Source organism: Paenibacillus sp. FSL H8-0034, from assembly GCF_038000305.1.
GTDB lineage: Bacteria > Bacillota > Bacilli > Paenibacillales > NBRC-103111 > Paenibacillus_S.
Genome location: NZ_JBBOBS010000001.1, coordinates 1,076,298 through 1,098,909, shown reverse-complemented (window position 1 = coordinate 1,098,909; position 22,612 = coordinate 1,076,298). Strand labels below are relative to the sequence as shown.

Genomic DNA, 22,612 nt, shown 5'->3' with positions numbered 1-22,612 from the left:
CTCAATCCTTTCGAAAATGATTGTAGCCTTTTTTATCAATCGGAACGACATATCCGCTGCTTTGAACAAGACGCACACCGCTATCTTCCGCATTCACATAACCGATAATGTATAGCGTATGCCCGGCTTCCCTGAATTTGATTTGCATTTCAATCGCATGCTCAGCCTGCATTGTACCGATAAGCTTGTAGTCTTCACCGCCGTAGAGAATATAATGGAGCGGATCTTTTTCGGCTTTCTCGGCATACGCCATAAGTTCATCGGCAATTGGAATGCGATCCTCGATCAAGTCGATCCCCACACCGGATGCCTGGGCAATTTCCCAAGCCTCACTGGCAAGTCCATCGCTTACATCGTTCAAAGCCCCGCAAACCTTGGATTGCTGCAAAAGCTGCCCCATTTCAATCTGTGGCTCAGGACGGCAATGGGCCGCTATTAATCGGGCTTCTGCCGAATCCTTGCCAACTTGAGGCCACTGCTCACTTGGAAGTGCTTGCTGCAGCAAATATTCCAGACCCGCAGCAGAGCAGCCAAGCTCGCCCGTGGCGAATACAACATCACCTGTTTTGGCTGTTGAACGCAGCAGTGCCTGACCATCGGGAATTTCACCAATCACGGTAACGGTCACAGTCAGACCACCGATACAGGAGGTTGTGTCTCCACCAACGATGACAACACTCCAGCGATTGGCGCATTCATACAGCCCTTGATAAACGGCTTCCAGTTTATGCTGTGGCGTTTCCTGTGGAATGCTGAGCGCAATCAGCGCATAACGCGGTATCGCCCCCATTGCGGCTATATCACTGATCGCGGCAGCCATCGCTTTATAGCCCACATCGCTGTCACGCATCGTATGCGGTTGAAAATGGACCGATTCCGTCATCGTATCACAGGTCATCACAAGCTGGCATCCAGGTGCCAAATACGCAACTGCAGCGTCATCTCCGATTCCTATGTCGACCCCGCTAGCCTGCTGAAAAGCAGCTGACTGTTTTCCTTCTGTCAAACGCCGTATAAGTGCAAATTCGTCCAAAGAACTCAACGTTTAGCCGCCTCCGAATTGGTTTCCCCCTATTATATCCCTCTCCATCAAAGGTGGCAACAAAGAGGTAGTCCTCTCCCTAAAAAGGGAGGGACACGGAGAGCTAAACCATCTGGACCCTTTTGGAGTGAATAAGAAATACGTTGAACAGGGTTACTTGAATGCTGGAATGAGACAGACTGTAATCAGCTCTGTACGATTTCGTCCCGGACGGGACGGGCGCTGGCGCGGATGCGCCCGATTATCTGATGAGGTTTTTTAACTTTTCTCTTCTTTATGATTAAGGACAGATTCTGGATACGTCATCGTATCGGTTGTCGATTCTCCGATGTGACCGTTACTCATTGTGACATTGCCGCCGCCTAAGCCCTCATTGACCATTCGGTCGATGTCCATGAAATAATCCTCACGGCCTTGAACATCCACACCTGTACCTGGTGAGGCTGAGCTCATTGCTGCTGCGTCTTCCCCAGTTCGTGCCTTTGTAATTTCATTGATCGGTTCCTTTTCTGCCGATTCGTTCGTATTGGTGTTGGACTTGCTCATTGGATTACCTCCCTGGAGTTTAATAGTACTGTTGGACACGCTCTTTTAGCATGTCCAATCCACTCCAGCTATCATTCATATCGCCGCGGATAGCTGGCATACGTTTTTTAAAAAAGCGGTGAGAGTAGGCGGGCTGCAATTTCTTTGGTGCGATGCCAGCGGGAACGAGATCGAAATACCTCCAGCTTTAACTCCGTACTGTTTCGTAGGTCTATGGCGCAATCGGCTTCAAGTCGCTTGATCGTTTTTTTATCAAACAACACGGCATTTAATTCAAAATTGCTGTACAAGCTGCGAAGATCTACATTGGCGCTGCCAACCGTAGCGAAATTATCGTCAATGATCAAAATTTTGGCATGCATAAATCCTTTTTGATATTCATAAATGTGGACTCCGGCCTCCATCAACTCCTCAAAGTAGGAGCTTGAAGCATAATTAACAGCAGGGGAATCCGATTTAAGCGGATATACAACCTTTACATCCAAACCGCTGATAGCGGCTGTTTTCAAAGCCATACGTAGACTCGGGTCCGGTATAAAATATGGAGTAATCAGAATAATCTTCTGCTTCGCATTAGTAATGGCTCCAAAATACAGCTGTAAAATCTTATGCTGCTTCGTATCCGGGCCGCTGCTAATAATCTGGGCAGACTTGTTTCCGTAAGTCCGGAGATCCGGATATAAACCACCACCGGTCACATGCTTACCGCTAACAAACATCCATTCCTTCAAAAAAATAGATTGCAGTGTATGTACAACGGTGCCAACAAGCTCCAAATGCGTATCTCTCCAAAAACCAAGCTTCGGGTCACCACCCATATATTCTGCTCCGATGTTGAGTCCTCCCACATAACCCTTATATCCATCAATAACCAGTATTCTGCGATGATTACGATAGTTCATCCTTTTATCGAAGAAAGCAATGAGGGGCCGCAAAAACAAATAAACCTCCACCCCGCTCTGCCGGAGTTGATCAAGAAAGCGCTGTTCCAGCTGATAGCTGCCCACTCCATCGAATATGCAGCGCACCTGAACACCTTGCTTCGCTTTTCGAATCAGCATCTCCAGAAAAGTCAAACCTATAGCGTCGCCCCGAAAGGTGTAGATTTCAAAATGGATGTGATGTTTCGCAGCCTCCATTGCCTCCAGCATGGCTGGGTACGCTTCGTCCGCGTCAGTCAGTACCCTGATTTCATTATTGGAAGAACGCGGCCCAGCTGATATTTGGTCTATGAGCTCATCCAAACGAGTTTTCGTAGACAGCACATCTCGATTCGAATCTGGAAGATACTCGTGATCCTTACTATTTAACGGCAATACAGCAGAAGTATGTTTGTAACCTGCAGGCTGCTGCAAGGATTCATAGTTAAATTCATGCCGTCGCACCTTTTGCCTGCGTGAATATTCCGTAGCCAGATAATAATACATAACAAATCCAATAATGGGAAAAACAAATAAAATAAATAGCCATGCGAGGGTCTTGGCGGGTTTGCGGTAATCAATCAGCAATATGGTCAGTATTTGAAAAATAAATATCAGCAGCACAATAACCAGCCATAACAATGAAACGCAACCCCTTTCTCACATGTAATCAACCCTTTGTCATTCGTCCTCTAGCTTTGACCTATCGCGTAGGAGCTATACAAGAGACAAAGCGCTGCCGAGAAATTGTTCGGAGTTTCTGTGATACAGTCATAAAATTTTCAATTTAAGGCAACCTACACGTGAGACGCTCCGCCACTCGCTGGCAGCACAGGAAACTCAAGGAGGTCGTCAACATGCTTCGTAAACGAAAAGAAAACAAATCCGGCAAACAACAGACAGATACGTTGCACCATTTTGATTATCAATTTATTGACGAATTAAAATCGGTACCGATCTTCGTAACGCTGGAGGAAAATAAAGACTATTTAAAGCATTTATTTGCGGACTGCTCGGATTTTGTCATCCGTGAGTTCACCATTGAAGGCGGCATCTCAGCGATCATTGTGTTCGTGGACGGCATGGTCAATACCCAATTCGCCAACGAGGCGATGAAATCGCTCATGATCCTTGAGGGACATGAACAGCTGATCGATGCCATTGTCGAAGCAACACTGCCCATTAGTCAAACGCAGAAAACAGACAATTATTCAGATATGCTCATCTCTATACTTAGCGGTGATGCAGGACTGATTGTTGAGGGTAACAATCAGGCACTGCTCATGGGCATTCGAGGTATGGAGAAGCGCTCTATTAATGAACCGGAAACGGAATCCGTCATTCGCGGTCCCCGTGAAGGCTTTGTGGAAAATATTCGTACCAACACGTCGATGATTCGCCGCAAGCTGAAAACTCCGCATTTGAAAATGAAGCCGATGACAATCGGGCGAGAAAGCAACACCAGTATTGTTATCACTTATATGGACGATATTGCCGATCCGGAGATTGTGAAAGAAGTGCTGCGCAGGCTGGAGAAGATTGATATTGATGCAGTGCTAGAATCCGGCTATATCGAAGAATTTATTCAGGATTCAGCTTATTCGCCTTTTCCACAGCTTCAATATACGGAGCGCCCTGATACGGTCGCTGCGGCTTTATTACAAGGTAAGGTTGGAATCATCGTCGATGGAACTCCTTTTGTATTGATAGTACCGTTCGTCTTTACCGACATCCTGCAATCCAATGAAGATTATTACGAACGTTTTCAGATCTCGTCCTTGATCCGAATATTACGTTACATGTTCATGGTCCTTTCTTTGTTGACGCCAGGGTTGTATGTAGCCATCACAACTTTTCACCAGGATTTGATTCCCACTTCCTTGCTGTTATCCATAGCTGCAGCCCGAGAAGCGATTCCTTTTCCTGCTGTTGTAGAAGCATTAATTATGGAGATCACGTTCGAAGGTCTGCGGGAAGCAGGTATCCGACTTCCCAAAACGATCGGCTCTGCCGTCAGTATTCTGGGAGCGTTGGTCGTGGGGCAAGCGGCTGTGCAGGCGGGGATTGTTTCGGCACCGATGGTCATTGTTGTATCGCTAACGGGAATCGCTTCTTTCACAATTCCCCGCTTCAATGGAGCGATCGCAATTCGGATGCTGCGCTTTCCAATCATCATCGCCGCTTCGATCTTTGGCATGTATGGCATCCTGATTACGGTATTAATCATTATCGGACATATGGCTAATTTGCGTTCATTTGGTATTCCCTATTTGTCTCCACTGGGTCCTCTATCCGTCGGCGATTTGATGGATACCGCGGTGCGCCCTCCTCTGTGGCTCAACAAGCATCGGTCCTACTTTATGCCCGTTCAGGATTCAATCCGCTTGGGAGACGAGCTGCCAGCTGAAATCAAAGAGCAGGGCGGGCAGAAGGGGGAAACGATCCACCATGAGAAGGAGGATGACACCCTATGAACGCACGCAGCATCAGCTTACTCCTGCTACTGCTGGCTTCAACGCTGCTATCGGGCTGCTGGGACCGTACAGAAGTTAATGATATGGCCTTTATTCTGACCTCCGCTATCGATTTGGAGAAGGATGGAAAAATTCGTTATACGGTTATGCTGCCGCTGCCAGGACAAATGGGTGGGGCCACTGGCGGGGGTGGCGGCGGGGGTTCAAGTAGCGGTAAGAGCTACTATATAGATTCCGAAGTCGGAGCAACGTACCGTGAATGCCATATGAAGCTGCAAAAACGAATGTCGAGACGTATGTTTTTGGCTCATCGCAGAACCATTCTGGTCGGAGAGGATCTGGCACGACAAGGGATTCGTGAGCTTTTCGACACCGTACCGCGCAGCCCTGAAAGCCGGATGACCACCTTTCTCGTGGTCACCAAGGGAAAAGCTTACGACATGATGAATTCCACGCCCAAATTCGAGCACTTTCCATCTGAAGCCATACGTGAATTAATCAAGTCCAAATCAGTTATGGACATCAACTTCAAGGATTTTGGGATTTCACTTAGCTTACCTGGTGCTGATCCGGTTGCCGTGTATATGGCCGTGAAGGATTCAGAACAGGGGGTTGAATCCTCCAAGGAAGTGGAACTTAAAGGCTATGCACAATTTCGCCACGATAAGATGGTGGGTACGTTGGAGAATGATGCAGCAATGGGTCTCAGTATCATCAATGGGCAAAAAATGATCAGCCACTCCATCACGCTTCAAATGGGAGACGGTCAAATTATGGCTGCACGGATCTACGAAGCACTAACAAATATTAACACCAAGCTGGTAAATCAAAAGCTGGAATATGATATAGCATTGAATATAAAAGCTACGTTAATGGAGGACACGTCCCACTACGATTTGAGTCAAACTAAAAACATCTTATTGGTCGAGGATAGTATATCCAAAAAGGTAAAGAGTGCCATTCAGGAAGTCATTAATCAATCTCTTAAAAATAATGTCGACTCCTGTGAGTTTGGAAACTTTCTATGGAGAGCATATCCTGGCGAATGGAAATCTCAGTTTGAGAAAAACTGGCCAGAGAGTTTGAAGGACGCCAAATTTAATATACAGGTACAAAGCCAGCTGACAGATACGGGGCTCATCTTTGATAATGTTACGAGGGAGCGGATCAGCCAATGAATCTCATTTTCCTGACTATCATTTTTTTCGTTCTTGTGTTGAATCTACTGTTGAACCTGAAGAAAATGCGCAAGCAGCCATTGCCGCTCAGGTGGCTTTGCCGGATCGTATATGCATGCTCGTTCAGCTTGTTTTTGTGCATCGTGTTTCATATTAGCATCCCGATGCCTACCCGTTTTTTTGTCAACCATGTCTCACCTTGGGTGTTCTCTCTCCTTCAATCTTTGAATAGTGCACTTAAATAGAACCTTGCAAAGGCAGATGAGCAGATGGACTCTAAACAAATAATTAATTACCGACAATTCGCCTGGCTGACCGCCGCTCTACTTTCTGGCGGTGGTCTCATCAGTATCCAACAGGTATTATTTCGCATTGGCTACTCGGATGCGTGGTCGGCTTATATGCTTCCCGTGCTGTATGTGATCGGAGTTGCAGCCCTGTTCACTGTGCTGGTGAAACGTTTTCCCAATAAGCATCTTTTTGAAATTAATAAAATCGTCTTCGGCTCTGTGATCGGAACTATCGTGAATCTGATACTTCTGTTTCATCTATGGCTGATTCTCACACGCGATTTATCGACATTCGGTAAATTTATCGGGATTACATTGCTGCCCAATACCCCTGGGGAAATGATCCTCCTGCTCTTGGTCGTGCTGCTTATCGTATATGGCAAAACGAGTGTGGAGGTATTGGCACGAGTCAATGACCTGTTATTTCCTGCATTTATATTGATTATCCTGCTGACACCGCTTGCCTTGTCCAACGAAATGGACATCCGGTTAATGCAGCCCGTACTGACCAGACCATGGAGCTCCATCTTCTCAATCAATGTACTTAGTCTGGGCTGGTTCGGCGATATTTTTGTCATGGGTGCCTTCTTACATACGTTATGGGGGGCACGTCAGGTTGGCTCTGCCATACGACACGGCGTTCTGATGGCAGCCTGCATGCTCTTCAATTTCATCGTGCTCGAGGTGCTGGTACTGGGTCCGACAATTCCAGCAAATATGGTCTACCCCAACTATTCCTTGATCCAGCAGATTCATATTACTGACTTTCTGGACCGGCTGGACTTGCTTGTTCTGGTTATCTGTTTTCCGGTTACCGCTTGTGGTGTGCTCCTCGTCTACCTGGCCTTTCAAATAGGAATGGCGAGCCTGGTGAATCAGCGAGATTACAGCAAATTGAATACACCTGTCGCCCTGCTTCTCCTGCTGACGACCGTGCTTGCATTTAAAAGCACCACTGAGGTATTCAGTTTTGTTAATTACAGCTCGTCCGTCATTACGCTCAGCTACCAGCCTCTTCTATTTATATTGCTGGGGCTGCTGTCCCTGCGCCATCCGATTCATCAGGATCAAAAAAACGATCAGAACGACACCACGAAGGATAATGGTACACAAAAGCCTGCTGCACCTCCCAAACCTGCTTCTCCGCTGCAGCGATCACCCCAGCAAGGCTGGGAACGATGGACCTATATTTTGCTGGCCATCAGCCTGGGTGCATTAATAATCGGCCTTTGGAAAAGCAACAGCTGGTCAAGTGTCGGCTTTATCTGTGGAAGTATGTATGGGCTTTGCTCCATCCTGCTCATCTACACCTCTTACATGGAGATTCATTCGCTCAGCAAAAGATGACAAGGCCTCCAGAGATCTCAGAAATAAGCATGATCTAGGGCGATACACACTCCATGGAGGGCATACTGAGGATAGGATTTTCCCTGATGCCATGATATAATCTGCTTAAAAAATGACGGAGACAACCTATGATAAAGCAAACGATTTTATTTGATCTGGACGATACATTAATTCACTGCAACAAATATTTTGATCTGGTGGTTGAGCAATTCGCGGATTTAATGGAGATGTTTTTTCATACCTACCATGTCCCTGTCGAGGAAATCAAAAAAAAGCAGGCTGAGGCTGATCTGGATCGTGTGATGCGGCTTGGCTTTGATCCTAACCATTTTCCCGAGTCATTCGTTGAAACCTATGACTATTTCTCTGACTTAACCGGTCGACCGAAAAATTCCGATGAAATTGCCCGATTGACGGAAATTGGAAGAACCGTATACGGACATAGTATTGAGCCTTATCCAGGGATGAAAGAGACGTTAACCCAACTGGAAACTGAAGGACACGAGCTTCATCTCTATACAGGCGGAGACAGAATGATTCAGATGCGCAAAGTAACGGAAGCCGATTTGGAGCGTTTTTTTGGCAGCAATATTCATGTCACCCGCCACAAAACTGACGAATATCTGGAGCAGCTGATTACTGAGCAGCAGTTTGACCGTAAATCGACCTGGATGATTGGCAACTCGCTTCGCACCGATGTTACCCCCGCTCTGAAAGCAGGCCTAAACACGATATTTATGCCTGCTCTACAGGAATGGATCTATAATCATGTCGATATTGACACGGAGCCGCAGGGGGCTTTCTTAACATTAGCCTCACTATATGAAATTCCGGAAGCGATCCGCAGCTATATATCTTCGACTTCATCCGGTATGTAAGCTTAAGTGGACTATCTCGAATAGAGCTTTGGTGATTCCAACGGTTCCAATGGGATGGCCTGCAGCGCTTTGCCAGCCTTCCACATCGATAAATTGAATGATACCCATGACGTCTCCCCAGGAAGCGGAAGGCGTCTTTTCATGATCTGGATCGCTTTATCCGTACCATCCAGCTCTGGGTGCTGCTGTCTTAAATCTATGAGATAAGGCACGGCCTCAAAGCTTAGAGAACCCAGATATTCCGTATCGATACTGCCGACGGCTTCAAAGCGTTTGATATTGTTGGAAGCTACAATCGCATCCACCTGCATATAGTTAACGATCAAATACGCAGCCAACGCCAGACTCACATAGGGCTTCATCAGCTGGAGGCGATCCTTCCACAGCTTCACCAAAGCAATCGTGAACAATACTGACAGGAAGATGATAAATACATCGACCAACAAACGCGTCTCCGAAAAACCATACGCTTCCTCATACATCAACATCCGCAAAAACGCCGAACATAGCATAACGCCCGTGCAGCCTATCAATACAGCCAAAAGCAATCGAAGGAACAAATCCATCGAACGTACAGAACGGTCAGTTCCGTGCAGCGTGATCATCAGCAGTGTAAAATTAATAACCGTGACTACAATCAGCTCAGCAAAGCCGCGGTGGGCATAGTCAGCATAAGTCATTTCTGCTGGAAGTGCCGTCATGCCCCCTCCAAAAAAATAAGAAAACTGCACAACAGCAAACAACACGTACATCGTGTTCAAAATCAGCAGGATCGTTATCGTCACCGTAGCGTCCATACTGACCTTTTTCATGGGAACAGCAGGTACGTCCTCCGGTCTATGCCTCCTCTTCAATGGGTACAGCATACCCCACACATAAGCGAATAATCCACTAGTTACGAAAGCGATCCAGATCAACCTGAATATGGTTTCACCTGGTTGCATCTTTCCCACAAGCTCCGGAAGCTGAGAAAGCAGACGATCGAACATCGTGTCCGCGGAAGCAAGCAGCGATCCGACAAGCAGCACAATTGGCAGTGAAATGACAATCCCGATCAGTATTTTCCACATGCGCTGAGAACGACCCGTTTGAATTTTTTCCTTGATGCTTTTGATCACTATGAGAGCAGGCTGCGGAACATAGCGCATCGTATGTCCGAACAGCTGCTCCAGAACAGCAAGCACCATACTTGCTTCGTACCAGCGAATTGCAGGCCGCCGCAGCGTCCATACGGTATGCACAAAGATCAGGCAAGGAATCGCAAATGCATTGAGCACCATGAACAGTGTATTTGAAAAAACCGCGTACGTTAAGGATAGTAAGGCTATCGGGATGAGCAGCATAAAGGAAGCATCCAGACGCAGCGCAATCCTCTCTTTCAACGCCCAATAGAAATACATATAAAAAACGGCGATAAATAATGGATAGGAAACACCCCATGCTTGATCATAGAACAAGAGATGATGAATACAACCACATATCAGAGCACCTATGAGCAGCATCGTTTGCTGCTTGTTTTGTTGTTCGTCGAGTAACTGCATGAATTTTATACCTCCGACTATCTATTTTAATGCAGCCAATAGGTTCCGAACTGGCTAACCTTCTCTTTAATTTGACTAATATACCTACTTGCATAGGAATGGATATAGGTGCGTTCTTCAATGGTGAGCAGACTCTCTTCATCCTCAAGTACTGTTTGAAGAGACAGCTTGAGCAGTGGATGAAATGCCTCCGCAGTAATCTCAAGAGCTGCCCTCACAACCTCTTCCTCTGGAGCGAGCAGCCAATCGTTGGCCGTTTCCGTCTGTGGTGATCCCGCTTGATGACTACCGTTCTGCTGGTGAACTTGTGAAGCGGCGGCTTGTTGTTTTTCTATTTGTACGTGCATGCCTGCATAAAATAGTACAGTCTGCGCGGTCGTCCTCACATTTTCCAATTCCAAAGCTTGCTCCGCCTCCTTCACAAATTGCTCAATCCACTGCATGTGCAAAGTAAAGCCTTCTGTGGTTCGCATGCTTTTTATCATTGTTATCCCTCCATTAATAGCCCAGTCCGTGAGCCTAATTCTATTGTAGACATAAAAACAGGAATAAAAAGGGCAACTTTCCAAATGTAAATTTCCTGTTTTTCCAGCTCAGGTTCGGTTATGCTTAAGTCCTACCCAGAATTGCCCTTATAAGGCGGATAACACTCCGTATTCACAGATTGAGGTGATAGCATGAAGCTGGCCAGCCATTACGTACGTTTGCGGGAAAAGCTGCCCTATGCGCAAGAGCATCAGGAGCAGGAGATCATGTTAGATGAAATAGCCGCCATCCTGGATTGTACGCATCGGAATGTAACGATGATTATGCAAAAGATGGACAAGCAGGGCTGGCTGCAATGGACGCCAAGAAAAGGCCGGGGCAACCGCTCCTTGTTGCAGTTTCTGACGCCTGTGGAGGAGGTCGTGCTGCTCTTGGCCAAAGAGCTGGTCGAGCGCAAGGATCTTCGTGGCGCTTTGGAGCAAATGAACATTTCCTCGATACCCGATTCGCTAAAGGCGAACTTTCATAGCTGGCTAAACGGCTACTTCGGTTACAGCAGTGAGCTGCGAGACAGCAAAAGATTTGATACGCTGCGGTTTCCGTTGACTCAACCGATCCAGACGCTGGACCCTGCTTTTACGAACTTTTCCGCTGAGTCCCATTTGGTCAACCAGCTGTTCGACAGCCTGGTAAGCTACAATCGACTGACGCAAACGGTGGAGCCGCATTTGGCTCATGCCTGGGAAGCCAACAAAGCAAGGACGGCATGGACTTTTTATGTGCGCAAAGGTGTTCGTTTTCATCACGGCAAGGAGCTGGCTGCCGAGGATATTCAATTCACGCTGGAGCGGTTAAAGCATTCTTCCGCACGTTCGTTATACCGCTGGGTATTTCAACAAATGGAACGGATCGAGATTATAGATCCCTTGACGATAACGATTCATTTAACTGAGCCTAACGAGCTGTTTCCACAGTTTATGAGTACGAACCGGGCTGCCATTATTCCATCCGATGCCTATCGGGAAGGAGAATCTGCATTTGCGCTTGCTCCGATTGGTACAGGACCATTTAAGCTCACCTTTCATGATGCTTCGATGTCGATTCTCGATGCCTTCCCCGATTATTTTCAGGGTAGAGCGCATTTGGATCGGGTTGAGCTGTGGCATGTGCCGGATATGCAGGAGCAGCAGAAGGATCAGCTCCGCACATTGGAGAGCTTTCAAATTATTCATAATTATCAGATGCCGGATACGAAGGAAAGCGATTATATGCAGGTACAGCAGCAGGGTACAACCGCAAAATTCGTTACCTTCAATTTATTGAAGCAGGGCCCTCTGAAGGACCCCGCGATTCGGGAGGCGGTGTACGAGGCCTTCGATCAAGCCAAGCTGCTGAAGCTGATTGACGGCGATGCGATCTATGCGGCTGACAGTTTCATCCGCCATACACCTGTAGACCTTGCCGAGACGGAGCTTGAGCAGGTACGGGGGAAAATCAAAATGTCGGGATATGTTGGGGAACGTATTGTATTGTGCACAATCCCTCATTACGAGCGGGATGCCTTGCTTGTGCAAATCCTGCTGCGTGAGGCAGGCTTGAACATTGAAGTCGTACTGCTTCCTGTTGAGGAGTTCAAGGGAGAACGGCGCCTGCAGGCTGATCTATTACTGTTCTCCCTTATGCTCGACAATGATGCCGAGCTGCGTCTGATCGACTTGTACAAGAGCATGCAGCATCATTTGGAGCCGGGCTGCAAGGCTGCCGTCGAGCAATTCATACAAGCCACGCTACGCGAGCCGCAGCGTGACGGACGGGCAGGCTTACTGCACAGCATCGAGCGGCGCCTGCATGATGAGCATGTGCTGCAGCTGCTATATTTTAAAAGACTTAAAACAGCCTTTCATTCTTCTGTAAAAGGGATCACGCTCGACTCCCTCGATTGGGTGCAGTTCAAGAATATTTGGTTCAAGCCACAGCGGGATGGACAATAAGCGGTGCTTGGCAAAAATACAAATCAAATAAGACACGAACCATAGACGCTCTAAGGTTGTGTCTTATTGACCATTTCCTCGAATGGATAATAATCAGCTCGCCTGTATTACTTAATCAGACGAATCGTAAAAGGGTAACGGTACATTTCCCCTTTATAGGCTTTCATCGTGGCCACAATGATAAGAACCAGAGCGGCAATACCGATCAAAGGCAGCAGCACAAAGCCGATAAAAATAATGCACAAGAATCCGGCTACAGTAGAATAAATCAAGACCGATATTTGAAAATTAAGTGATTCCTGCGCATGCTCGGCTATGTAGGCTGATTGATCCTTTTTAAGCAGCCAAATGATCAGTGGGGCAAGAAAACCTCCAGCCAGACACAACACGTGTGATAGCAACGCGATTGTTTTCTCATCTTCCGTTAACATAAATCTACCTCCTGCGTGTTTTATTGGATACACCTTAGCACATTTATTTAATTCCGGACTAGTGACCTTGGAACTAAACCCACCCAGGTCCTTAACTAGTCTATTACGCTGACATAAGAAAAGCTTCTGATCGAAGCCTATTCGACGAAGATAAATTCGTGTCTAAGCGGTAGCTTTTCTTGCGAGATAAGAATCATTCAGCTCTGCTGAAAACTTATACGCTTATCTCTTCAAAAAAAGAACGTTCATCGTTACCGATAAACGTTCCTGTTCGATCAAATATGGTCATTACGGCAAATTCGATGATCCCATCAGGAACCGGTCGCATTCGCGGGCAGCCTCGCGTCCTTCATTAATCGCCCATACGACCAGACTTTGGCCGCGCCGCATATCTCCAGCCGCAAATACACCTTCTACATTGGTGGCGTACTTGCCGTAATCGGCCTTGGCATTGGAGCGTGCGTCTTTCTCAACTCCCAGTTGATCAAGCACTGTGGACTCTGGACCCATAAAGCCCATCGCAAGCATAACCAGTTGCGCCGGATATACCTTTTCACTGCCTGGCACTTCTACCGGTACAAACCGACCCTGCGTATCCAGCTGCCATTCGATCAGCACGGTATGCAGCTCCTTCACATGGCCGTTCTCATCACCAACAAATTTCTTCGTATTGATTAAATATTGACGCGGGTCCTGTCCCTGAAGCTGTGCAGCTTCTTCCTGACCATAATCGACTTTTAGCACCTTCGGCCATTCTGGCCAAGGATTGTTAGCCGGACGCTTTTCCGGTGATCGTGGCATGATCTCGAATTGGGTAACGCTGCGGCATTTATGGCGGATTGAGGTGCCCACACAATCTGTACCTGTATCGCCACCCCCGATCACAATAACATCCTTGCCTTCTGCAGAAATAAATTGTCCATCGTGATGCCTGGAGTCGAGCAGGCTTTTCGTATTCTTGGATAGAAATTCCATTGCAAGATGAACACCCTTCAGATCACGGCCTTCAATGTTCAGATCACGGCCTTTGGTCGCACCGCCGCACAATACTATTGCATCAAACTCTTCCTTGAGCTGCGCTGCCGGAATATCCTTGCCAATCTCGGTGTTGGTTATAAAGGTAACACCTTCTGCCTGAAGCAGGTCAGCCCTGCGCTGCACATACTTTTTGTCCAGCTTCATATTCGGAATGCCGTACATCAGCAGACCACCGACCCGATCCGCTCTTTCGTAGACGGTTACGGTATGACCAGCTTTATTAAGTTGTGCTGCACATGCCAGTCCGGAAGGACCTGAGCCTATTACTGCCACCTTCTTGCCTGTTCGAATAGTCGGAGGCTCGGGAACAACCCAGCCCTCTGCATAACCTTTATCGATAATCGACTTTTCAATGTTCTTGATGGTGACGGGTGATCCGCTCAAGCCCACGGTACAGGAGCCTTCACAGGGAGCCGGGCAAACACGACCGGTAAATTCGGGGAAATTGTTCGTTTTATGCAAACGCTCCAACGCTCCACGCCATTCACCTTGATAGACGAGATCATTCCATTCGGGAATCAGGTTGTTGACCGGGCAGCCTGCTGCCATACCACTAATCAAGGTGCCTGTGTGACAAAATGGGATTCCGCAGTCCATACAGCGTGCACCTTGTTGTTGCAGCTTGTCTTCTGACAACGGAACGCTAAATTCGTTCCAATGACTAATGCGCAGCAATGGTGAAATCTCGCTTGGTGTTTGGCGCTCATATTCAATAAATCCGGTTGGTTTACCCATTCCCATACCTCCATATTGGATTGTGAAAGCGCTTTAAATATTAATATGATTAAAGGTTCATGTCATTTCAATAGAGAGGCCAAGAGCTGTCCACCATCTGTCTCCTTATCCGCACAGGTGCGGTAAAGGTACAGATGATGGAGCCGACTCCGAGCAAACCTAGCAAATTACGACATGAACCCTATCAAACCTACTGATGTTAAGGATTAGTTACCGCCGACACGGGATACGTCCTTCATATTTTCTTCAAACGCCACTAGCATCGCTTCCTGTTGACTTAAGCCGGACCGTTTTACGCGTTCAATCGCTTCAAACATCCGTTTGTAGTCCTTCGGAATGACCTTGACGAATTTCCATACGTACTCTTCCCAGTTTTTCAAGACACGTTCTGCCACCGAGCTTCCAGTAAAGGTAGCATGACGCTGAATCATGTTGCGCAGCTCTTCGGCCTCGAAGGTCTCTTCAACCTGCTCCAGGTAAACCATCTCCTGGTTACATTGGTCCTTGAAGGTGCCCTGCTCATCAAGTACATAAGCAGTACCACCCGACATTCCCGCTGCGAAGTTACGTCCGGTTGGACCCAATACGACTACACGTCCACCCGTCATGTATTCGCAGCCATGGTCTCCTACACCTTCAACGACTGCACGAACGCCGGAGTTCCGTACGCAGAAGCGCTCCCCTGCCATACCGCGAATATAAGCATCACCATCGGTTGCTCCGTAGAAAGCAACATTCCCGATAATAATGTTCTCTTCCGCTGCAAAGCTCGATTGCTCGGATGGGAATACGATAACTTTACCACCGGATAAGCCTTTGCCGACGTAGTCGTTAGCATCGCCTTCCAGCGAGAGCGTAATGCCCTTTGGTACAAAAGCACCAAAGCTTTGACCAGCAGAGCCATTAAAATGAATGCGGATCGTATCGTTCGGCAATCCCTCACGTCCATAACGACGTGTAACCTCACTACCCAAAATGGTACCAACAACGCGGTTTACGTTATGAATCGGAAGGATCGCATGCACGTTCTTTTTCTCTTCCAGAGCAGGCTCACAAATGCTTAACAGCTCTTTCATATCCAAAGAATTCTCAAGTCCATGATCCTGAGCCATGGAGCAGAAGCTGCCCACATCTTCGCCAACCTCTGGCTTGTGCAGCAGTGGTGTCAAGTCAACGCCCTTGGCTTTCCAATGGTCGATGGCTTGCTTCGTTTCCAGAAATTCCGTGTGACCCACCATTTCTTCAATGGTACGGAATCCAAGCTCAGCCATCAGCTCACGAGCATCCTGGGCAACAAAGTTCATGAAATTCACCACATGCTCAGGGTCCCCCGTGTATTTGGCACGAAGCCGCGGGTTCTGGGTTGCGACACCGACCGGACACGTATCCAGATGGCACACTCTCATCATGATACAGCCAAGTGCAATCAAAGGTGTCGTTGCAAATCCAAACTCTTCGGCACCGAGTAGAGCAGCAACCACAACATCACGGCCTGTCATCAGCTTACCGTCAGTCTCAACCACAATCCGACTTCTCAGATTGTTCAGCATTAACGTTTGATGCGTTTCGGCCAGACCCAGCTCCCATGGAAGTCCTGCGTGACGAATACTTGTTTGCGGTGAAGCACCCGTTCCTCCGTCATAACCACTGATCAATACAACATCTGCTTTACCTTTGGCCACACCGGCAGCAATCGTGCCGACACCTACCTCGGATACGAGCTTGACGCTGATTCTTGCACGTGGATTGGCATTTTTCAAGTCATGAATAAGCTCGGCCAAATCCTCGATCGAATAAATATCATGATGCGGTGGCGGCGAGATCAGTCCTACGCCTGGTGTAACACCACGAACCTCGGCTACCCATGGATAAACCTTCGTACCCGGTAGCTGGCCGCCTTCACCCGGCTTGGCGCCCTGCGCCATTTTGATCTGAATTTCATCCGCATTCACCAGGTAGTTGCTCGTTACGCCAAAACGGCCCGATGCAACCTGCTTGATCGAACTGCGGCGTGAATCGCCATTCTCGTCCGGTGTGAAGCGATCATAATGCTCTCCGCCTTCACCCGTGTTCGATCTGCCGCCGATGCGGTTCATCGCAATCGCCATATCCTCATGTGTCTCTTTGGAAATCGAGCCATAGGACATCGCACCGGTTTTAAAACGTTTGAACAGTGATTCTACCGATTCAACTTCATCAATAGAAATCGGTTCACGCTGCGATTTGAACGAGAACAAAGCACGAAGCGACATAAACTTCTCATCTTGACCTTGTACCAAGCCTGCGAATTTTTTGTACATCTCATAATTGTTCGTTCTTACCGCCGCTTGCAGCGCATGAATCGTTTCCGGATTGTACAGATGCTCCTCGGCATTTTTACGCCATTGCAGCTCTCCGCCTGTATCCAGTCCACGGTCACGACCCTCCTGCTCGGAGTAAGCCCGTTCATGGCGTAAAATCGCTTCCTGGGCAATCGTATCAATCTGAATACCGCTTACTGGTGTATACGTCCATGTAAAATATTTATCAACTACGGATTGATCCAAGCCGACAGCTTCAAAAATTTGCGCCCCGCGGTAGCTTTGAATGGTGGAAATCCCCATTTTGGCTAATACCTTAACGACACCCTTTGTTGAAGCCTTCACGTAGTTGTACAGTGCTTTTTCGATAGTGAGATCTTTCAATTTGTTCTGGCTGGACAAATCAATCAGAGTTTCCAGCGCCAGATAAGGATTAATTGCGCTCACACCGTAGCCAAGCAGCAGAGCAAAATGATGCACTTCACGCGGTTCGCCGGATTCCAGCAGCAAGCCCACTTTGGTACGCGTGCCTACGCGGATCAGGTGATGATGCAGACCCGATACAGCCAGCAAAGCAGGAATGGCAGCGTTATTCGCATCGACTCCACGGTCGGATAAAATGATCAGGTTAGCTCCATCAGCAATAGCCTCGTCGGCAGCTGTATACAAAGCCTCCATTGCTTCTTCAAGCGCTTGTGTTCCTGAAGCTGGATTGAATAAAATAGGCAGCGTTACGGTTTTAAAACCATCACGCTTGATCTCACGCAATTGGGCAAGCTCCGCATTGGTCAAAATCGGTGTAGCCAAACGGATTTGACGACAGCTTTCCGGTTCCGGCTGAATCAGATTGCGTTCTGGACCTACCGTTGTACCTTGCGCCGTAATGATCTCCTCAAAGTTGGAATCGATCGGCGGGTTGGTTACCTGGGCGAACAGCTGTTTGAAGTAGCTGTACAGCAGCTGCGGTCTGTCGGAAAGAACGGCAAGCGGCGCATCATAGCCCATCGATCCAAGTGGATCAACGCCTGTCTTGGCCATAGGCTCAATCACTTTACGAATGTTCTCAAAGGTATAACCAAACGCCTGCTGACGCTGCAGCACGGTAGCGTGGTCTGTCTGAGGAACAACTTCGGCTTGTGGCAGCTCCTCCAGTGAAATGAGGTGCTCATCCAGCCAAGCACGGTAAGGCTGCTCCGCAACAATCCCGGCTTTAACCTCTTCATCCGGTATAATGCGTCCGGCGACTGTATCGATCAACAGCATCTTGCCCGGCTGCAGACGTTCTTTGCTGGCAATCCGTTCGGGAGCAATGTTCAGTACCCCTACCTCGGAAGCAAGTACGATCAAATCGTCTTTGGTTATATAATAGCGGCCTGGACGCAATCCGTTACGGTCCAGAACAGCACCGATCATCCGGCCATCCGTAAAGGAAATCGCTGCAGGCCCATCCCATGGCTCCATAAGGCAGCTATGGTATTCGTAAAAAGCTTTCTTCTCGTCGCTCATCGTCGCATGCTTGGACCATGGCTCAGGGATCATCATCATCGCTGCATGTGGCAAGGAACGCCCGGAGAGCATCAAAAACTCCAACGTGTTATCAAACATTTGCGAGTCGGAGCCATCTGCATCGATAATCGGCAGAATTTTTTTGAAATCATCACCGAACAGATCGGTATCGCACATCGCCTGACGCGCATGCATCCAGTTCACGTTACCGCGAAGTGTATTGATTTCGCCGTTGTGGATCACATAGCGGTAAGGATGGGCGCGTTCCCAACTCGGGAAGGTGTTCGTACTGAACCGGGAATGGACAAGCGCAAGCGCCGTCTCAAACTTCGGATTTTTCAACTCAAGGTAATAATTGTCCACTTGTTCAGGTGTAAGCATACCTTTGTATACAATGGTACGGTTGGACAAGCTGGCAAAATAAAAGGCCTGCTCCTGATCAAGCGCACGAACCGCATTTTCAGTCAGCTTGCGAATGACAAAAAGCTTACGCTCAAATGCCAGTTCCTGCGATGCCTCAACTGTCGATCCAATAAAAACCTGACGAACGAACGGCTCTGCCGATACGGCGGAAGCACCCAGTGACGAGTTGTCCGTAGGAACTGTTCTCCAACCGATCAGACGCTGGCCGGTTTCCTTGATTTGCGCCTCAAGCACCTGCTCACAGGCTGCACGCTGAGCTGCATCCTGTGGTAGAAAGACCATACCGACACCATATTGGCCCGGCTCCGGTAATTCAATATGTTCAAGGGCAAGCTCCGCTTTAAAAAAGCTATGTGGAATTTGCAGTAAAATACCGGCTCCATCCCCCGTATTGCTTTCACTGCCTTGGCCACCGCGGTGATCCAGATTGCAAAGTACATTCAACGCCTGACCCACAATTTCGTGGGATGGCTTCCCTTTAATATTAGCTACAAAACCGATGCCGCACGCATCATGCTCAAACTGTGGGTCATAAAGACCTTGTTTGACTGGTAATCCTTTTCTGCTCATGTTGTACAACCTTTCTTCCTGTAAGATTAACTTCCATGCTTGCAAAATCATGCCGATTCTACGAACGTTATAAATGATAATATGTTTTATATTAACACCTGAGACCTAACATATCAATTTAAAAAATATCATTTTTTCGATAAAAAGCTATCTTTTTTCGCAACGATTTCACTTAATATTCGGTTTTTACTGCGCTTAAACCGCAAAAAGCTAACATGAGACCCCCTAAAAGCAGGCTAAAATGCTTAAAATCGTGATCAAGCGAGCAATAAATCCTGATACATAAATTGTGCATGCAATCACTTCTTTTTACCTTCTACAAATGCCTATTAAATTCCAAATGATTAACGAAAGCTTCCATGAAGGCATGGACCTATACATTTATAGGGCATCCTGTGCTATGATTATGGACATATTTCAGCGGAGAGGACTGTCTATCTCAGTGGCCAAACTTTATTTTCGATACGGCACCATGAACAGCGGCAAATCTATAGAAGTATTAAGAACCGTCCATAACTATGAAGAGCAGGGCAAAAAGGTGCTGCTGTTCACTCCATCCGTCGATGATCGACACGGGATCGGTACGGTAACGTCAAGAATCGGGATGCAAAAAAAGGCGATTATCATTGATGATCGCATCGATATGGTGGAGCTTGCCTCCACAGAAAAGCCAAACTGTATTTTATTGGATGAGGCACAGTTTTTAACAAAGGCTCAGGTTCAGCAATTGGCAGATATTGTGGATACGCTGGACATCCCTGTTATTGCCTACGGCCTGCGTGCCGACTTTATGGGCGTGTTGTTCGAAGGCAGTTATCATCTGCTGGCCATGGCAGATAAAATTGAGGAAATCAAAACCGTCTGCTGGTTTTGCGATAAAAAAGCGATTATGAATATGCGCTGCAAGGATGGGGTTGCCCTATTCGAAGGAGAACAGATTCAAATTGGCGGTAATGAAAGCTACTTGCCTGTGTGCCGCAAATGCTATGCATCAAAACGTAAGGCGGCTCATAAGCTGTAGCAGGGATGTCCACACAAGGGGATGAGGCAGTCGGAGCTTTCGACCTGCCTGGTCCTCTTTTTTGTACAAAAAAACCGGTCTACAGGCGCCTGCATGAGCAGAGCTTACCTGTTGACCAGTTCCTTGACCTTTTTTAAGGAAAGACCAGTTTGATGAACCACGTCCATCATATTGGCATAGGGATTTTGATTCAGAAAGTTTTTTACCGTATGGGTATCCTCGATAAATTGCTTGAAGCAATCCAGACATAACGCTTCTGCTTGTTGGAGCTGCAGCTTCCCGCAGCTGCTGCAGTTGGATAGAATCATCACATCTCACATCCTATGTCAGCTTAATCAACCCTAAACAGCTTGCTTATTATCGAATAATCATTAATCATTACCCTTCTATTCGACATAAGAAACAAAAAACTGTAGAAGTCTTATTGAACATGAACTTATAATAGACCCTTTCGGTGATCAAGCTGATTTTATAGGGGTAGAAATGAAATAAATGGTTAAATATTGCTTTTATTTGCCTCATAATCGACAGATTCAGCCAAAAAGTCGATCACATGCACGGCTTTTCTATGCTGGCCTTGTTCGGAACGCAAAATTCCCCACTGCATTTGCAGTAAGCAGCCCGGATTGGCGGTAACAATCGTTTGAGCCTGAGTCTGATCGACCAGCTCCATCTTATGATCAAGTACCTGTGTCGACATTTGCGGCTGTGTGAGATTGTAAATGCCCGCTGAGCCACAGCACGTATCCGCACCCTGAAGCTCGTTAAGCTGTACACCGGGAATCGACTTCAACAAATCACGCGGCTGCCGATTGACCCGCATCACATTTCGCAGGTGGCAGGAATCCTGATACGTAACCAGCTTCACGGGAGCATCAGGTGTAGTCGGCTTCAATACCAGTGGTCGGCCATAATCGATCAACAGCTCTGACACATCCTTCAATCGGTCAACAAAATTTTTGGCTGCGGGAACAAGTGACGCCTCCGCATGCAGCAGATGATCATACTCCTTCAAGCTGGCGCCACAGCCACCCGCATTGCTCGCGATATAATCTACCTGGGCATGAGCAAATACATCAATATTGGTGCGGGCCAAACGACGGGCGCTCTCCGCTTCTCCGGCATGGGCGTGCAAAGCACCGCAGCAGGTTTGGGCCTCAGGAATCGCAACCTCAAAGCCTGCTTCGCAAAGCAGCTTGACGGTGTTAATATTCGTAGAAGTAAACAATACGTCCATGATACACCCGCGGAACATGCCTACGCGAGCTCGCTTGTCACCAACCTGCGGAATGACCAGAATCCGCTGTCCATTGGCTGCAGTTTCCCAGGCTGCCGGAAGTCCCAGCTTCTCCCACGCTGCAATAACGCCATCGGAGGAAGCCGGCGGCAGGATCTGCTCCATCTCCCGCATATGCCGGGGGAACAGCTTCATCACGCCGCTTTTTTGCGTTAGGGTCTGCATGCCGGAACGCTGGTACAGCTTAAGCAATCCGCCCACCATCCGCATGCGGCCATGATTCGGAAACAATCGTTCCATGAATAAGGTGCGAACCGTCTTGACATGCCAAGGAAACTCGGTTTCCGTAGCTATCGATTCTCTGGCCTGCTCGATCAATTGACCATATTTCACATCGGATGGACAGGCCGGCTCACAAGCACGACAGCCAAGACATAGATCCATCTGCTCCTTGAACTGCTGACCAGGCTCCATGAACCCATCGGCGACCGCCTTCATCAATGCGATTCTTCCCCTTGGCGAGGCCGCTTCAAGTCCGGTTTCATTAAAGGTCGGACAGGCAGTCTGACAGAAGCCGCAGCGCATACAATTCGTCAGCTGATCATAATCCAAGGTGGCAATCAATTTATCTTTGAGCGCTTGTTGTGTAGTTTCCACC

Annotated in this window: 17 protein-coding genes; 6 read left to right on the top strand and 11 right to left on the bottom strand. The window is 47.8% G+C overall.

Features of this window, described 5'->3' with window-relative positions:
* Nucleotide 1: 1 nt before the first annotated feature.
* The 3 genes from thiL to cls form a co-directional block, all read right to left on the bottom strand.
* Entirely contained in the window at nt 2-1,042 is a 1,041-nt protein-coding gene (gene thiL, locus NST47_RS05070; protein WP_341154160.1) for a thiamine-phosphate kinase, read from the bottom strand.
* Nucleotides 1,043-1,300: 258 nt separating this feature from the next.
* Entirely contained in the window at nt 1,301-1,588 is a 288-nt protein-coding gene (locus NST47_RS05065) for a hypothetical protein (RefSeq protein ID WP_341154159.1), read from the bottom strand.
* A gap of 107 nt (nt 1,589-1,695) precedes the next feature.
* Complete coding sequence (gene cls / locus NST47_RS05060) at nt 1,696-3,150, bottom strand: cardiolipin synthase (protein WP_341154158.1); 1,455 nt, start codon at nt 3,148-3,150, stop codon at nt 1,696-1,698.
* 215 nt (nt 3,151-3,365) lie between these two features.
* Here cls and NST47_RS05055 point away from each other — a divergent pair, with 215 nt between their 5' ends.
* Both NST47_RS05055 and NST47_RS05050 read left to right on the top strand, forming a co-directional pair.
* Nucleotides 3,366-4,982, top strand: coding sequence for a spore germination protein (locus NST47_RS05055; RefSeq protein WP_341154157.1), 1,617 nt, complete (start codon nt 3,366-3,368; stop codon nt 4,980-4,982).
* Nucleotides 4,979-6,160 (top strand): Ger(x)C family spore germination protein, encoded by a 1,182-nt coding sequence (locus NST47_RS05050; RefSeq protein ID WP_341154156.1) that lies wholly within the window; start codon nt 4,979-4,981, stop codon nt 6,158-6,160. The genes NST47_RS05055 and NST47_RS05050 overlap by 4 nt, the downstream gene beginning before the upstream one ends.
* Before the next feature lie 44 nt (nt 6,161-6,204).
* Here NST47_RS05050 and NST47_RS05045 read toward each other — a convergent pair whose 3' ends face one another.
* On the bottom strand, nt 6,205-6,351 hold the full coding sequence (locus NST47_RS05045) for a hypothetical protein (protein WP_341154155.1): 147 nt from the start codon (nt 6,349-6,351) through the stop codon (nt 6,205-6,207).
* A gap of 78 nt (nt 6,352-6,429) precedes the next feature.
* On the opposite strand from NST47_RS05045, the gene NST47_RS05040 reads away from it, so the two are divergent.
* A complete protein-coding gene (locus NST47_RS05040; RefSeq protein ID WP_341154154.1) occupies nt 6,430-7,797 on the top strand; it encodes a GerAB/ArcD/ProY family transporter in 1,368 nt (455 codons plus the stop codon).
* Nucleotides 7,798-7,925: 128 nt separating this feature from the next.
* Nucleotides 7,926-8,675: an HAD family hydrolase gene (locus NST47_RS05035; RefSeq protein WP_341154153.1), complete on the top strand. Its 750-nt coding sequence runs from the start codon at nt 7,926-7,928 to the stop codon at nt 8,673-8,675.
* An 11-nt stretch (nt 8,676-8,686) separates the two neighbouring features.
* On the opposite strand, the gene NST47_RS05030 is transcribed toward NST47_RS05035, so the two are convergent.
* Both NST47_RS05030 and NST47_RS05025 read right to left on the bottom strand, forming a co-directional pair.
* Nucleotides 8,687-10,216 (bottom strand): DUF4153 domain-containing protein, encoded by a 1,530-nt coding sequence (locus tag NST47_RS05030; protein WP_341154152.1) that lies wholly within the window; start codon nt 10,214-10,216, stop codon nt 8,687-8,689.
* A gap of 26 nt (nt 10,217-10,242) precedes the next feature.
* On the bottom strand, nt 10,243-10,701 hold the full coding sequence (locus NST47_RS05025; RefSeq protein ID WP_341154151.1) for a hypothetical protein: 459 nt from the start codon (nt 10,699-10,701) through the stop codon (nt 10,243-10,245).
* A gap of 192 nt (nt 10,702-10,893) precedes the next feature.
* Between NST47_RS05025 and NST47_RS05020 the strand changes: the two genes are divergently transcribed.
* Nucleotides 10,894-12,693: an ABC transporter substrate-binding protein gene (locus tag NST47_RS05020; RefSeq protein ID WP_341154150.1), complete on the top strand. Its 1,800-nt coding sequence runs from the start codon at nt 10,894-10,896 to the stop codon at nt 12,691-12,693.
* Between the two features lie 107 nt (nt 12,694-12,800).
* On the opposite strand, the gene NST47_RS05015 is transcribed toward NST47_RS05020, so the two are convergent.
* The 3 genes from NST47_RS05015 to gltB form a co-directional block, all read right to left on the bottom strand.
* Nucleotides 12,801-13,124 (bottom strand): DUF4870 domain-containing protein, encoded by a 324-nt coding sequence (locus NST47_RS05015; RefSeq protein WP_341154149.1) that lies wholly within the window; start codon nt 13,122-13,124, stop codon nt 12,801-12,803.
* Between the two features lie 288 nt (nt 13,125-13,412).
* Nucleotides 13,413-14,897, bottom strand: a complete 1,485-nt coding sequence (locus NST47_RS05010) for a glutamate synthase subunit beta (protein WP_341154148.1) — start codon at nt 14,895-14,897, stop codon at nt 13,413-13,415.
* Nucleotides 14,898-15,103: 206 nt separating this feature from the next.
* On the bottom strand, nt 15,104-19,696 hold the full coding sequence (gene gltB, locus NST47_RS05005; RefSeq protein ID WP_341154147.1) for a glutamate synthase large subunit: 4,593 nt from the start codon (nt 19,694-19,696) through the stop codon (nt 15,104-15,106).
* A 442-nt stretch (nt 19,697-20,138) separates the two neighbouring features.
* On the opposite strand from gltB, the gene NST47_RS05000 reads away from it, so the two are divergent.
* Nucleotides 20,139-20,717 carry a thymidine kinase gene (locus tag NST47_RS05000; protein WP_262688157.1) on the top strand — a complete coding sequence of 193 codons (579 nt, stop codon included), beginning with the start codon at nt 20,139-20,141 and terminating at the stop codon, nt 20,715-20,717.
* A gap of 104 nt (nt 20,718-20,821) precedes the next feature.
* Here NST47_RS05000 and NST47_RS04995 read toward each other — a convergent pair whose 3' ends face one another.
* Nucleotides 20,822-21,025, bottom strand: coding sequence for a hypothetical protein (locus NST47_RS04995; protein WP_076231268.1), 204 nt, complete (start codon nt 21,023-21,025; stop codon nt 20,822-20,824).
* Between the two features lie 188 nt (nt 21,026-21,213).
* Complete coding sequence (locus NST47_RS04990) at nt 21,214-22,611, bottom strand: (Fe-S)-binding protein (RefSeq protein WP_341154146.1); 1,398 nt, start codon at nt 22,609-22,611, stop codon at nt 21,214-21,216.
* Nucleotide 22,612 lies beyond the last annotated feature (1 nt).

Coding starts and splice junctions, on each gene's coding strand:
- NST47_RS05040 (WP_341154154.1), top strand. CDS start 6,430: ATGGACTCTAAACAAATAATTAATTACCGACAATTCGCCTGGCTGACC.
- NST47_RS04995 (WP_076231268.1), bottom strand. CDS start 21,025: ATGATTCTATCCAACTGCAGCAGCTGCGGGAAGCTGCAGCTCCAACAA.
- NST47_RS05025 (WP_341154151.1), bottom strand. CDS start 10,701: ATGATAAAAAGCATGCGAACCACAGAAGGCTTTACTTTGCACATGCAG.
- NST47_RS05065 (WP_341154159.1), bottom strand. CDS start 1,588: ATGAGCAAGTCCAACACCAATACGAACGAATCGGCAGAAAAGGAACCG.
- NST47_RS05035 (WP_341154153.1), top strand. CDS start 7,926: ATGATAAAGCAAACGATTTTATTTGATCTGGACGATACATTAATTCAC.
- NST47_RS05030 (WP_341154152.1), bottom strand. CDS start 10,216: ATGCAGTTACTCGACGAACAACAAAACAAGCAGCAAACGATGCTGCTC.
- NST47_RS05055 (WP_341154157.1), top strand. CDS start 3,366: ATGCTTCGTAAACGAAAAGAAAACAAATCCGGCAAACAACAGACAGAT.
- NST47_RS05020 (WP_341154150.1), top strand. CDS start 10,894: ATGAAGCTGGCCAGCCATTACGTACGTTTGCGGGAAAAGCTGCCCTAT.
- NST47_RS05050 (WP_341154156.1), top strand. CDS start 4,979: ATGAACGCACGCAGCATCAGCTTACTCCTGCTACTGCTGGCTTCAACG.
- NST47_RS05010 (WP_341154148.1), bottom strand. CDS start 14,897: ATGGGTAAACCAACCGGATTTATTGAATATGAGCGCCAAACACCAAGC.
- NST47_RS05045 (WP_341154155.1), bottom strand. CDS start 6,351: ATGGTTGACAAAAAAACGGGTAGGCATCGGGATGCTAATATGAAACAC.
- gltB (WP_341154147.1), bottom strand. CDS start 19,696: ATGAGCAGAAAAGGATTACCAGTCAAACAAGGTCTTTATGACCCACAG.
- NST47_RS05015 (WP_341154149.1), bottom strand. CDS start 13,124: ATGTTAACGGAAGATGAGAAAACAATCGCGTTGCTATCACACGTGTTG.